The 13568-nt window shown below is 39.2% G+C and carries 10 protein-coding genes, 1 tRNA gene and 1 pseudogene; 5 read left to right on the forward strand and 7 right to left on the reverse strand.

Annotation, left to right across the window (positions count from 1 at the left end; translation table 11 throughout):
• Nucleotides 1–8 precede the first annotated feature (8 nt).
• Nucleotides 9–437: an OsmC family protein gene (locus tag FTT76_RS09250; RefSeq protein WP_180009335.1), complete on the forward strand. Its 429-nt coding sequence runs from the start codon at nucleotides 9–11 to the stop codon at nucleotides 435–437.
• A 124-nt stretch (nucleotides 438–561) separates the two neighbouring features.
• Nucleotides 562–762: pseudogene (locus FTT76_RS09255) on the forward strand (IS5/IS1182 family transposase); the annotation flags it as partial.
• A gap of 86 nt (nucleotides 763–848) precedes the next feature.
• Here the strand turns inward: FTT76_RS09255 and FTT76_RS09260 are convergent.
• From FTT76_RS09260 to efp, 7 genes are all read right to left on the reverse strand, one after another.
• Nucleotides 849–925: transfer RNA gene (locus tag FTT76_RS09260), tRNA-Val, on the reverse strand.
• 32 nt (nucleotides 926–957) lie between these two features.
• A complete protein-coding gene (locus FTT76_RS09265; protein ID WP_180009337.1) occupies nucleotides 958–2970 on the reverse strand; it encodes a DUF3488 and transglutaminase-like domain-containing protein in 2013 nt (670 codons plus the stop codon).
• Nucleotides 2971–2973: 3 nt separating this feature from the next.
• On the reverse strand, nucleotides 2974–3879 hold the full coding sequence (locus FTT76_RS09270) for a DUF58 domain-containing protein (RefSeq protein WP_180009339.1): 906 nt from the start codon (nucleotides 3877–3879) through the stop codon (nucleotides 2974–2976).
• Between the two features lie 12 nt (nucleotides 3880–3891).
• Nucleotides 3892–4848 (reverse strand): MoxR family ATPase, encoded by a 957-nt coding sequence (locus tag FTT76_RS09275; RefSeq protein WP_180190406.1) that lies wholly within the window; start codon nucleotides 4846–4848, stop codon nucleotides 3892–3894.
• A 228-nt stretch (nucleotides 4849–5076) separates the two neighbouring features.
• Nucleotides 5077–5379, reverse strand: coding sequence for a YbdD/YjiX family protein (locus tag FTT76_RS09280; RefSeq protein ID WP_078190160.1), 303 nt, complete (start codon nucleotides 5377–5379; stop codon nucleotides 5077–5079).
• 13 nt (nucleotides 5380–5392) lie between these two features.
• Complete coding sequence (locus tag FTT76_RS09285) at nucleotides 5393–7495, reverse strand: carbon starvation CstA family protein (RefSeq protein WP_180190407.1); 2103 nt, start codon at nucleotides 7493–7495, stop codon at nucleotides 5393–5395.
• A 194-nt stretch (nucleotides 7496–7689) separates the two neighbouring features.
• Nucleotides 7690–8259, reverse strand: a complete 570-nt coding sequence (gene efp / locus FTT76_RS09290) for an elongation factor P (RefSeq protein WP_067762759.1) — start codon at nucleotides 8257–8259, stop codon at nucleotides 7690–7692.
• A gap of 388 nt (nucleotides 8260–8647) precedes the next feature.
• Between efp and epmB the strand changes: the two genes are divergently transcribed.
• From epmB to FTT76_RS09305, 3 genes are read left to right on the forward strand one after another with little or no spacing between them, the layout of a single operon-like run.
• Nucleotides 8648–9664 (forward strand): EF-P beta-lysylation protein EpmB, encoded by a 1017-nt coding sequence (gene epmB / locus FTT76_RS09295; RefSeq protein WP_180010399.1) that lies wholly within the window; start codon nucleotides 8648–8650, stop codon nucleotides 9662–9664.
• Nucleotides 9665–9678: 14 nt separating this feature from the next.
• On the forward strand, nucleotides 9679–11424 hold the full coding sequence (locus FTT76_RS09300) for a GTPase (protein ID WP_180021984.1): 1746 nt from the start codon (nucleotides 9679–9681) through the stop codon (nucleotides 11422–11424).
• Nucleotides 11406–13535 (forward strand): EAL domain-containing protein, encoded by a 2130-nt coding sequence (locus tag FTT76_RS09305; RefSeq protein WP_180190408.1) that lies wholly within the window; start codon nucleotides 11406–11408, stop codon nucleotides 13533–13535. The genes FTT76_RS09300 and FTT76_RS09305 overlap by 19 nt, the downstream gene beginning before the upstream one ends.
• Nucleotides 13536–13568: the final 33 nt, after the last annotated feature.

A 13568-nucleotide genomic window follows, 5' to 3' on the forward strand; every position in this document is an offset into this window, starting at 1 on the left:
GACTTGCAATGCAAACTAGTGTTCATTGGCTAGAGAATGTTGCTTTTGAAGCAAAAACTCAAAGTGGTCACACTGTTATGATGGATGGATCACAAGAATATGGCGGTGAGAACCGTGGTCCGCGCCCAATGGAACTGATTTTAACAGGACTTGGTGGTTGTGCATCTTTCGATATTGTGACGATTTTAAAGAAAGCACGCCAAGACATTACCAATGTTCGTTGTGAATTAAATGCAGAACGTGCCGACACTATTCCTGCTGTATTCACTAAAATTCATTTGCACTTTGTAGTCACTGGTCATGGCGTGAAGGAAAAGCAAGTTGCAAAAGCGGTTGAACTTTCTGCTGAAAAATACTGTTCTGCTAGTAAAATGCTGATGGATGGTGGTGTAGAAATTACCCATGACTTCGAAATTTTAGAAACTGAAGATGCATAATTTATTTGTTCAATTAAGAGCCGCATAGAATGCGGCTTTTTTGTTTCAAATAATCCGCTATAGCATACATTGTATAAAGCACTGCTATATAGTCATAAACGCAGAAATATGAGCCAAAGAAGTAGCGAATATACCAAGGAAAACGAATAGCCAATCGAACAATGACCATATGGACTGGTATTTATATAAAATCAGGCATTTAGTTGAAAATATGTTTTGTAGATTAAAGCAATTTAGAGGAATAGCTACTCGATATGACAAGCTCAAAAGGAATTATCAAAGTTCTGTTGCTTTAGCCTGTATATTTTTATGGCTACCTTTATAGGGTTAATTATGAACAGTAAATGTCAACAGACCCTAATAATTTCAGATAAAAAAAAGCAGAATCATTTTGATTCTGCTTTTTGAATTTGGTAGGTTTAACCAGATTCGAACTGGTGACCTCTACGATGTCAACGTAGCGCTCTAACCAACTGAGCTATAAACCTAGAATGCGTAGAATCATATTCATTTTTATTTTTTATGACAAGCCCTTTTCTGACTTTTTTAAACTTTGCGTACAAGTTTTAAGCAAAGCCTTAAAATATTGAATATCATGAGAACTTAGCGCGGTACCTACATAAATTTCCTGCTCAAATAACGTAATAACTTGTTCAAATGCCGCCCTTTCCTGTTCAGGTACATTTTCAGCCAAACGTTGTAACCAATGCCGAAAACTTTCAGAAGCCACTTTTTGCTGGCTCAAGGGTAAATTCTTAGCAAACTTGGCAATTTCTCTTTCAAGAGAGCTTAGGCTTTTTCTTTTTTTCCACAAAATCCATATAAAATATAATGCTACAATGCCACCAATACTCAAAATAAGAATTAAAACACCTGCATAAGCAGAATTTGTACCGAGCTTTTTAAACCATTGTTGCTGTGATTCTGCATTGTAACCCACTACTTTACTCTGCCATTGGTAACTCGCATAATCACTCCATACACGGACTTTTTTCAACATCGAAAATTGTTGATAGGCCCAAGTCGACTGCTGTCTCCCAAAAATTGTCCGATCTTGTTCCATATAATCCTGCATCCCACCATCGATACGCTGAGGTGCGATCATGGCTGTAGGATCAATTCGACGCCAATGTTGATTGACATAAACCTCTGTCCACGCATGTGCATCGAGCTGACGAACCTCCCAACTTTTTCCATCTGGTGCTAATTGACCACCTTGATATCCCACGACAATACGCGACGGTACGCCAACATAGCGCATCAACATTGCAAAGCTCGAAGCGAAATGTTCGCAAAAGCCTTGTCTTGATCCAAATAAGAAATCATCTATCCGATTTTGCCCCAATACGCCTGGGTTTAAGGTATATGCAAAGCTATTTTGTTTATACCATTGCAAAACTTCTGCAATATAACGCTCAGGATTTTGATGACTTTGCTGCCATAAAGTTTGGGCCAATTGCTGTGATTGAACATCCAAGTTTTCAACATAGCGAATATTTAATTTTTCAAGTAAAGCTACATTTTTTATTTGTGGCGGCTCTGCACTTCCTAACCATTTCAGTTGAATCGGCTCTGTATGTGCTGTTAATCGGTAGGGTGTAATTCGACCATCTTGACCTAAAGCAAAACGTGTTTCGTTGGGTACGGATTGCTCCAACGACATAATCCACATCACAGTTGGGTCGGCAGCCAAATATTGATAATTCAACGCCTGCTTGGTTTTTAACTCGGCTGGATTCAGCTGTATAACATTCTGGTTAAAAAAATGACTGGTCCATTTAGAACCATCATATTCATCTAATGCCATCGCTCGCCAATACAGCTCTGTACGTGGTGGCAAGGCTTGAATATCTCCGATTATACGAAAAGCCAAACTACTCGACTGTGATAACTCAGCAATATCGCCCGGAGACATGCTGTCACTGATCCCTGTTGTGGCTTTATTTTCAGGAATAGGAATATGCCATAGCGGCGGCAGGCGTGGAAAAAAGAGAAACAGCAAGATAAAGAATGGAACAGCTAAGGCAATAAATTTACCCACATGCCCAATATCTTGTTTAATCGCCTGTATTTCACCGCCTGAGTTTTGGCTAAAACCAACAGTCTGTAAACGATATAATCCAATAAAGCAGCTCAACAACGCCAATAAAATAACCAATGCCATGGCAAAAGACTGGCTAAACAAAAAACTACTGGCAATCACAAACATCGCAAAGTTAAATAAAATAATTACATCACGACGTGTTTTTGTTTCTAAAGATTTAGCAAATAAAAATGTACTAAGTACTGTAACCCCTGCATCAACACCAATAAAGGTTTTATGACTTATGTAAATGCTGAATAAAGCTATCAATGTCAGCACATAGGTTAAAATTTTAGAAAATGGTTTTTTACTGGCGCGGGTATTGAGTAATAAAAAAAGCCAAATGACTAAAAATACTAATGATGTCACCACTGGTATATAAAGCATTTGCGCAATGAGCACTAAAGCTAACGTTAGTAGTATGGAGCGGCGTATGGTATTTTCAATCATCTCTTAAGCCTGCGCCAATAACCGTTTTGCTTCGGAAAAATGCAGTGCTCCAGTGCCTGATGCTAACTCAGCATTAGGTAAATACAGTGCATATTGATCGTGATTTTGCTCAGCCTGCTCGACCAAACCCATCATAAGGCTAAGTTTTTCTTCATGACTTTGAGCTGGCATATAGTGATAATGAATCTCCAATTTCTTTAGATCTTCATATTGTTCAAAGACTTTCACATATAAGCCTTGTCCTCGTGCTGCTTGTTTCCAAGACACCGCATGAAGTGAATCCCCCGTCTGAAAACTCCGTAATTCGCGAAATTCATCAAGATCAGGTTCAAAGTTTTGCTGTTGTTGCTTATTTTCAACGGAATGCCAACTGGCTTGAGGTGCAACCCACGCTGGTTGCTGTACGTACAAATACGTCCAGGCCCGAACCAAACCAAAGGGATAAACACTATAAATTTGTATGGGTGGAATCTGAAAAAAACCGCGTTGGCTGGTTGTAAAATTTAATTGAAAGCCATGCTGTTGCGTATTGAATAATAATTTATGTAGCTGATTTTCAGTTTTAATCCACAAATATCGCGCCTGTTCAGCATCTTGCTTAAAGTAAATTTCGACCGAGAGTAATTCACCTGCTTGCGGTGTATCAACAACATTTATTTGAATCTGCAACGCATGAAGCTGCTTAAAAGTAATATAGAAACTAATACTCAATACGGCGCTAATTAAAAAGCAAAAGCCTAAAATCAAATTATTGGCATAATTCACACCTGCAATAAAAGTGATGAAAATTAATACCAAATACAAGTAGCCTTGCTGATAGATAAAGATCAAGACATCTTTTTGAGTCAGCTGCTTGTGCTGATCGATTTTAAATCGACGTTCAATCCATTGCTGCCACATTGAAGCCAAGGTTCAACTCCTTTATTGAATCGAAACTTGTTCTAAAAGCTTAAAGGCTTCAAGATCTGACAACCCAATTCGATGAGATACCACAGCTGTAAAAACGGCTTGTAGATCGTCAGGATTCACATAATTTCGCTGCTCAATCAGCGCATAGGCTTGCGCAGCTTTCTTTAAGGATAAAACACCACGCGTAGAAAGACCATGTCTCCCTTTACGTGTTTCAGCAGCAAGATCCAAAATGTAATCCATCAAACGATCACTCAGATGTATCTGCTCGACAAAGCCTTGTAGTTGTAAAATTTCTGATTCATTAAAGATATGTGCTAATGCCGCAATCAGATCATGGCGTGAAGTTTGTTGGAGCAATAATTTCTCTGCCTGACGCGATGGATAACCTAAAGACAAACGCATTAAAAACCGGTCCAACTGGGACTCAGGTAAGGCATAAGTACCACTTTGAAATAAAGGGTTTTGTGTCGCAATCACCCAAAATGGTTGAGGCAAAGCATAGCGCACACCATCAACCGTCACATACCCCTCTTCCATCGCTTCCAATAAAGCACTTTGGGTCTTTGGACTACAACGGTTGATTTCATCTGCCAATAAAATTTGGGTAAAAATCGGCCCAGATTTAAACTCAAAATGATGTTCTTTTTGATTAAACATATTTACCCCAATCACATCGCTGGCCAGCATGTCATTGGTAAATTGAATCCGTTGAAACTTTAATCCCGCTAAATGTGACAAGGCGCTAGATAATGTCGTTTTTCCTAAACCAGGTAAGTCTTCAAATAGCACATGCCCACCAGCCAATAGACAAGCTAAAGCCAATTTGGTTTGCTGGTTTTTATCCAAAATAATTTGGTTAATTTGTTCGAGGAATGTATTTATTTTCGGGTAAAAAGGCGCAAGGCTCTGCTCACTTAAAAGCGTTGATGTATTATTTTGTTGGCTTTTCTCTGATCCCCAAAACACCTTTTATTCCCCAATAAAAAAGTTAAATGAATGACTAACATACAGGGTTTTATTTAAAAATACAGTGTTTATCTCCAAGCCATACCCCGTTCAATACTTTAAATACATACGCTTGATATTTATTGAGTATACAAAAACGTTGTTTTCGCTTCGACTGATCAAAATTTTGCAATAAAAAAGCGTCCCGAAGAACGCTTTTTTCTTAGATTTTTAGCTCGAGTCAAAGCATTAGCAAGGACACTTCTTCATGTCACCACCAGCTGATGGATAACGTGCATCCACACAGTGGCGATAAAATGTTTTTGCATCCATCGCTTCCAAATCAGGATGATGTTTTGCCATATGTTCCAAATAGTTTTGGTAATCTGGCACCCCCACCATCAAGCGGAAACTTTGCTGTAAACGTTGCCACAACGTCGCTATACGTGACCAATTTTTCGGGTTCAGAATTAAATCCTTCTGCGACATAATGGTCATTTTAATGATTTTATAAATCACCGTTTTTCCACTTTTTGCAAACTTCAGGTTCATTCATATTCCCCTATTAATGTGCTGAATTTGACGGATTAATTTCAGCTGGGTCACGGTAAATCGCTTCTGCTTCATTCACCGATGGATTTGGATTTGCCAAGGCACGACGCACCACACCAATCGCTGCAAATAACATCACAAATGCCACGATCATAAAGAATGCACAAAGACCAGCATTGATTTGATTCGACAATGCAACCGTATGCATTTCAGCCATGGTTTTTGCAGGTGCCAACAATTCATTTTTCGCAATTGCTGCGTTAAAACGATCTGCCTGAGCCAAGAAACCAATCTTTGGATTTTCGTGGAAAATCTTCTGCCAACCAGCGGTCATAGAAGTGATAAACAAGAATACTGTTGGGATAATCGTCACCCAAACATACTTTTGTTTTTTCATCTTGAATAAAATCACTGTACCCAAGATCAATGCCATCGCAGCAAGAATTTGGTTACCAATACCAAATAGCGGCCATAAACTATTAATACCGCCGAGTGGATCAACCACGCCTTGGTAAACGAAGAAGCCCCAACCTGCAACAGCCACAGCGGTACCCAACAGATTTCCGAAGAAGTTATGTGAGTTTTTAACAGCAGGAATTACGATACCCACAGTATCTTGCACCATGAAACGACATGCACGCGTACCTGCATCCACAGCAGTTAAAATAAAGAGTGCTTCGAATAAAATCGCAAAGTGATACCAGAACGCCATCATTGAACGGTTATTGAAAATTTCCGTAATAATGTGAGCCATACCAATCGCAAATGTTGGCGCACCCCCTGTACGAGACAGAATCGAATTTTCACCCACTTCTTGTGCAAGTAAGGTCAATGCTTCAGGTGTTACCACGAAGCCTAATGTACGTACTGCTTCCGCAGCAGATTCAACCGTTGTACCAATCACCGCTGCTGGCGCATTAATCGCAAAATACACACCAGGTTCAAGAATCGTTGCACAGACCAAAGCCATGATCGCAACAAAAGATTCCATCAACATGCCGCCATAACCGATCATACGAATATCTTTTTCATTATTCACAAGCTTCGGTGTCGTTCCTGAAGAAACGAGCGCATGGAAACCTGAAATTGCACCACAGGCAATGGTAATAAACAAGAATGGGAACATTGAGCCTGCAAATACAGGACCCGTACCATCAATAAAATGCGTTACCGCTGGCATTTTCATTTCAGGTAAAGCAAACATGATCCCGATTGCCAAACCTGCAATAACACCAATTTTCAAGAAAGTAGATAGGTAATCACGTGGAGCAAGCAGCAACCAAACTGGCAATACTGATGCCACGAAACCATAACCAATCAACCACCAAGTTAGTTCAGTACCTGAAAGAGTAAAGAAAGGCCCCCAGTATGGGTGCTGTGCAATGTCACCACCATAGATAATCCCAGCCATCATCAGTACAAAACCAATGATCGATACTTCTGCAATTTTACCCGGACGGATAAAGCGCATGTAGATACCCATGAAAATCGCAATCGGTACAGTGGCAGCGATACTGAAAACACCCCACGGACTGTTGGTCAACGCTTTTACAACCACCAAAGCAAGTACCGCTAGAATGATGATCATCACGCCAAGTGCACCAAGCATCACGATGATTCCGGCAAAAGAACCCAGTTCTTGTTTTGCCATTTCACCGAGTGAACGACCATCACGACGCGTTGAGATGAATAAGACTAAAAAGTCTTGAACCGCACCGGCAAGAACGACACCCACTAAGAGCCAAATTGTTCCCGGCAAATAACCCATTTGCGCAGCAAGAATCGGACCGACTAAAGGACCTGCGCCTGCAATCGCGGCAAAGTGGTGACCAAATAGAACACTTTTATTGGTCGGCACATAATCCAAACCGTCAGCTAAGCGATGAGCAGGCGTTAAACGTCGCTCATTCAGTTCAAAGACTTTATTGGCAATAAATAAACTATAAAAACGATATGCAATGCTATACACACAGATTGCTGCAAGGATCAGCCAAACTGCATTGACATGCTCGCCTCGACTGAGTGCTAGTATACCGAATGAAACGGCACCTAGAATGGCTACAAACAGCCAGATAATCTTTGAAGCCATTCCTGACTTCGGTTGAATGGTTTCCATCTCAATCCCTCATAAATGTTGAAATAAATCAGCTTGATTTTTCTTGTTCGAGGTACTGCTGTTTCTTCCCTTGAAACTCTACTCCTGTTATGGGCTTTTTCATCTAATACTTTGGAATAAAAATTTAAACCAATAGGTATAAAAAAAGGGATGAATCACTTCATCCCTTTCGATAATAGTCTATTTTTAAACCATTATGCACGTTCTAAATAGTCACCAGTACGAGTGTCTACACGAACGCTTTCTTCTTGCTGTACGAATAATGGAACACGTACAACTGCACCAGTTTCAAGCTTAGCCGGTTTACCGCCACCGCCTGAAGTATCACCACGTACACCTGGATCAGTTTCAACGATTTTTAATACAACGAAGTTGGGCGCGCTCACAGTTAAAGGAACACCGTTCCAAAGCATGATTGTGCAAAGTTCATTTGAGTCATCTTTCAACCATTTAGCCGCGTCACCCATAGCAACTTTATCAGCAGCGATTTGTTCGAAAGATTCTGGATCCATGAAGTTCCACATTTCACCGTCGTTATACAAGTAGTTCATTTCAACTTCTTGGATGTCAGCAGCTTCTAGTGAATCACCAGATTTGAAAGTTTTTTCTAAAACTTTACCAGTTTTAAGGTTACGTAATTTTACGCGGTTAAAAGCTTGGCCTTTACCTGGTTTTACGTATTCGTTTTCCATGATTGAACATGGGTTACCGTCAAGCATGACCTTAAGGCCTGACTTGAAATCATTCGTAGAATAATAGGCCATGACTGGCTCACTCCAAACTTACTAACTTTAATCTATAGATGCTATGGGCTGTAACATGTCATTTAGCAAGTACTGACTGTAACATTGGCTGCCACATGCACATTAATGTGATATTGCGTATTCTAAATGACCAATGCACCATGTCGCAACGAAAAAATCCCCATTAAAGGGGTCAAGCTGCTTAACTTACACTCAGACATTAAAGAACTTTGTTTATACAATGCCCACAAACAGGTAAAATTGCTGTTGACTGAAACTTAATAAATGTTTCGTAGGCTTCATCCGTTGTGAGCTTTATCGGAATTATTTCAGCTTACACTTAAAAGTTCGACGCATTAATTTCAGCAATATTCCCTACTCACCTTTCTGCATTTTTTAAACAATCGGCATGATAAACTATTTATTTCAAGAGCAAAACTGGCAAACCCAATTGAGTGATTTGATTACAAATCCTCAAGAATTACTCGATGTATTAGAACTTTCGCATGATCAGTTATTATCTGGTGCTCAATTCGCAGCAGATGAGTTTCGCCTACGTGTGCCGCGCGCTTTTGTCGAAAAAATGCAAAAAGGTAATCCGCTTGATCCGCTTTTACTCCAAGTCCTACCGCATCATTTGGAACTTGAAGAACACGCCGGTTTTGTCACCGACCCTTTAGGTGAAGAGCAGGCTAACCAACAGCCAGGGGTATTACATAAGTACAAGTCTCGTTTTTTACTGACTTTAACCGGTGCCTGCGCGGTCCATTGCCGTTATTGTTTCCGCCGGCATTTTCCCTACCAAGAAAACCTGCCTAAAAATGACGATTGGGCAAACATTAAACAATATATTGAACAACAACCCGATATTAATGAAGTGATTTTAAGTGGTGGAGACCCGCTCACACTATCAAATCGTAAACTTCAAGTGTGGATTGAACGTTTATCGACTTTGCCACAAATTAAATTTTTGAGAATTCATTCACGAGTTCCTATCGTAATCCCCAACCGTGTCGATGAAGAGCTGGTTTCTAATTTAAAAAACAGTAGGCTACGCATTATTCTAGTGGTACACTCAAATCATCCATCAGAGCTAGATGACTTCACGTGCAGCCAGCTTCAACAGCTTGTCAAACAAGGAATCACCGTGCTGAACCAAGCAGTCTTATTAAAAGGGGTTAATGATTCTGCAGAAGTGTTGGTCGATTTAAGTTACCGCTTATTCGACGCAGGTGTAATGCCATATTATTTGCATGTTCTGGATAAAGTAAAAGGTGCTCATCATTTTGATACACCAGCTCAGGATATTGATTTAATTTATAAAAAAGTTTTAGAGAACCTACCTGGTTATTTGGTTCCTAAACTTGTACGGGAAATAGCGGGCGAAAAAAACAAGACACCGCTTTTTGGGGCTTCAACTTTTTGAGTTAAATAATAAAGATGACCACGCATACTTCAGATACGTTTTACAATCCGACTGAATTAAAGCTGGATAAATTAAGCTTTTGTCCGACCAATGCTAAAGGTCTGCAAGAGTGGTTAAACGGTATTTCAATTTTACAATTGGGTACCTCATCTAAAGCTTTATTCAATGCCTTACTTGAAATCTCCGAGCTGAAATGCCAAGAGATGTTACGTTTTGATTTGGTTCAAATTTTACATCCGACTATGGAAAGTGTGCTCACAAGCTTAGAAAAACACTTTACCAATCAAAGCCTCATTACCACGGATCGTAATGACCAAATCATTGAATTGGCGATGCTTTTACGCAGTCACTTTGCCAAAATCTATATTGATATTGCCAAACGATGTAATCAGCAGCTTAATCAACAAAAGTTTTCGATTTTTTCATTCGGCCATAAAAAAAGCTTACAAACCGCTCGAATTGCATCAATCTACTATGCGTTGCAACAACTGACACTGTTGTTGTATCAACAACATATGTTGTATGCCACACCGACTGCAGGTCAATGGATTGCGGCACATCAACTGATTGAATGTGCCATTGAACACAATTTCTATCAAAGTAATGTCAATCAGTTACTGGGTACTCAACATCAAATTGCAAATATTGCTCAAGCTTATGCACAATTAATCTTATTAGATATTTTCAATAATCATCAGATTCGCCCTGCTGAAATCCAAGGTTTGTATTTATGTAGCTTTGACTGGGCAAAATTGGTTCAAATCCTACCGAAAGAAACCACGCTTTCACGCTATGTTGTAGACACGAAAAAAGATCACCCACCGATTTATAACTCAAAACAAGATCGGTCTTATCAAGCCAATGTATACATTTCAACGCAAAACTTGCTCGATCATTTGACCGAAACGCAAACTAGAAATGCCAATTATTTATCTAAAAATGAAAAGTTATTTTTAACTCCAGCGCTATATTTCCATATTCATAATATTTTGACCAACAACACTGAACGTCGTCATGAGCGTTATGAATATTCTGCGCAAATTAATATTTGCTTTAGCTTAATGGTGGCGCATTTCTATCTCTCTAAAGGTAAAAACTTCCACGAAACTTTAGATTTAGAAGGCAATTATCAATTCCACAATGAAGCCTCTTTTGTCAATTCGCATGATTCAAATATGCCAACAGGCATGACTAATGCGAAAGCGCTAGATCGTGAAGCAAAACAGATTCATACCGCTGACGTATTAGATATTAGTGTGAATGGTTATCGCATTAAATGGACTGGCCCTACCCCTGCTAATTTAAAAACCGGCGAATTTATTTTGATTCAAGAAAATGCTCAAAGCCAATGGCGTGGCGGTGTTGTTCGTTGGATCAAACAATCGACTGAAAAAAGTTTGGAATTGGGTCTCGAAGTACTGGCTCAAGATTTGTATCCATGTTCAGCCCATATCCGTACCGACCGCAATACAACAAATCATCAACCTGCTTTATTGGTACAGACCACACAACTTGATCAAGTGTCTACGACCTTAATTTTACCTGGGGCAAATCTCTTCCGAGAGAAACAAACGATCCACCTTCGCTTAGGCAAAGAAGACATCAAAGTCTATCTCACCAAAGCGCAGTTGGTGACACAAAGCTTTATTCGCTTTGAATATGAATTATTGAATGAAGAGCAAGAAAATGTCGTTAAAGACTATATTGCGAAACAGAGCAATGAGATCAAAAATAACGACTTATGGGAAGCATTAAAGTGAGAAATCCATTACTATCCAAAAAACTAAAACGTACGGAAACTCGATTACTCATTATTGATGATAATCAAATACGTTTTAACCAGATACGTGATTTATTGACAGACAGCGAACATCAAGTTCATGCCATATTACTTGATGATTTACAAAATTTCGAAAAACAGCTGAATCTCAATTGGGACTTGATCATTTTTGGACGTGCTTATGATTTAAAATATGAACAAGCTTTAAGTTTAGTTCAACTATCGAGCCAACCGAATTTACCGATTATTTTACTTAAACCCGAAGACTATCAAGCAGAACAATATGCAAGTTTAGTCAAAAAAGGGATTTATGACATTGTCGATATTGCTGAACCTGAGAGTTTCTATTTTGGTTTAATCCGTGCTTTATCCTTTAGTCGCCTACAACAATCGCAGCAACATTTAATGGAAGAGCTCGAAACAGCTCAAATCCAAACCCAGTCTTTAGTTGAAGATAGTCGTAAAGCGGTTGCCGTGATTCAAGAAGGCATTCATATTCAAGCCAATGCTGAATATCTCACTTTGTTTGGTCTAAAAAATGAAGATGATGTAATTGGTCTGCCTTTACTTGATCTATTACAACCTACTGACCTCAACGACTTTAAACAACGCTTTAAAAAAATTAGCCAAGGGCAGCTCGATTTAGGACGTTTTGATCTTGTTTCGCAAAATATCGCAGTGGCTGGGCAAAACCCACTAAAACTCGAATTTATTGCCGCAGCTGAAGAAGATGCTTTACAGCTCGCAATTGAAATTGGCAGTCAAAGCAGCAATGCTGTAAGCACCGCGCCAGTTGAAGCCAGCCCACAAAAACCAAAAGCTTTTCAACAACTCAACCGTACCATCGGCCAACAACCTGCCAATGTAAATGCATTAGTGCTATTTACGTTGGCTTCTTGCTCAGATGCGATTTTTCAAAAAGATTGGAATACCTATAAGAGCTATTTCACCAATATTAAAGACTTCTTGAAAGATCAGACTCATGCTCCATTATTTAGTTTAGATAATGGTGCAATCGTTGCCTTATTCCAAGCGGATAATCAGCTCAAACTTGATTCTAAGTTGATTGGTCTTAACACCCTGAGCAAACCTCAATTACTCAGTGTAAACAATGAAACTTATCCATTAAATTTACGCATAGGATACAGTGTTTTAGACAGCGATATTCGTGATGAAGCACATTTTGATACCTTTATTGCGAAAGCCTTTAATACTGCGCTACCAATCAACCAACAAGCACCTGAAATCGATTTAACGATTCCATTAGAAATTGACATACCAAGTTTGGATTTCGGTACACCAGAAGCACAAATTGCGCCGATTGTCGTTAGTGATGAAGCTCCTGTTATCAAGGCCCTTCGCAACTGCTTAGAACGCGGTGAAATTCATCTTAAATATCAGCAACTGTATGATAAAGAAGATTCACATCTTTATACTTATGAAGTAACCAGCGGCTTTATTTTTGAAAATAAATGGAAAGATATCGCCCAACTACGTGAATTGGCTGAAGACTCAGAGCTATCCATTAAATTAGATCGTTGGATCTTGGTTGAATCGTGTAAACAGCTACACAACTTCATCACTCAGTTCCCTGAAGCGAAATTAATCGTTAACCTGAACAAAGAAGTGCTATATAACGACCGCACCTTCCCTGAGTTTATTTCTAAACTCATTACGATTATTCGTAGTAAATTGAAAAATCCGTTAATTTTACAATTTGCAGAAGAAGACATTCAGCTCAATATCGATGCCGCTCAAAAAGCATTTATTGAACTTCGTAAAAATGGTGCCGAACTGGCTTTACGTAATTTTGGTCATTCGATGTTTAGCGAATCATTATTACGTCAAATGGATGTTCACTGCTTAACATTAGATTCAAGTTTGACCAAAATGCTTGCAAACGATAAGTCATGCCAAGAGCTGCAAGAAAAAATTACCACTTATCATGAAATCAAAACTGTTGAAATCATGCTACGTGAATTAAATGACATGACCCTGTTTGCCAATGCTTGGAATGTTGAGGCTCGCTTTATTCAAGGCGATTATTTCCAGAAGAAACTCGACCATCTCATTGATGTTCAGGACCAATAAGGTTCTGAACATTGCCGATTTAAGGTTTATCTT

Source organism: Acinetobacter sp. YH01009 (assembly GCF_013420765.1).
Taxonomy (GTDB): domain Bacteria; phylum Pseudomonadota; class Gammaproteobacteria; order Pseudomonadales; family Moraxellaceae; genus Acinetobacter; species Acinetobacter amyesii.

Bases quoted from the DNA above. Each gene is read 5' to 3' on its own strand.
- FTT76_RS09250 (WP_180009335.1), top strand. From the start codon at position 9: ATGCAAACTAGTGTTCATTGGCTAGAGAATGTTGCTTTTGAAGCAAAA.
- FTT76_RS09265 (WP_180009337.1), bottom strand. From the start codon at position 2,970: ATGATTGAAAATACCATACGCCGCTCCATACTACTAACGTTAGCTTTA.
- FTT76_RS09280 (WP_078190160.1), bottom strand. From the start codon at position 5,379: ATGAACCTGAAGTTTGCAAAAAGTGGAAAAACGGTGATTTATAAAATC.
- FTT76_RS09285 (WP_180190407.1), bottom strand. From the start codon at position 7,495: ATGGAAACCATTCAACCGAAGTCAGGAATGGCTTCAAAGATTATCTGG.
- efp (WP_067762759.1), bottom strand. From the start codon at position 8,259: ATGGCCTATTATTCTACGAATGATTTCAAGTCAGGCCTTAAGGTCATG.
- epmB (WP_180010399.1), top strand. From the start codon at position 8,648: ATGATAAACTATTTATTTCAAGAGCAAAACTGGCAAACCCAATTGAGT.
- FTT76_RS09300 (WP_180021984.1), top strand. From the start codon at position 9,679: ATGACCACGCATACTTCAGATACGTTTTACAATCCGACTGAATTAAAG.
- FTT76_RS09305 (WP_180190408.1), top strand. From the start codon at position 11,406: ATGGGAAGCATTAAAGTGAGAAATCCATTACTATCCAAAAAACTAAAA.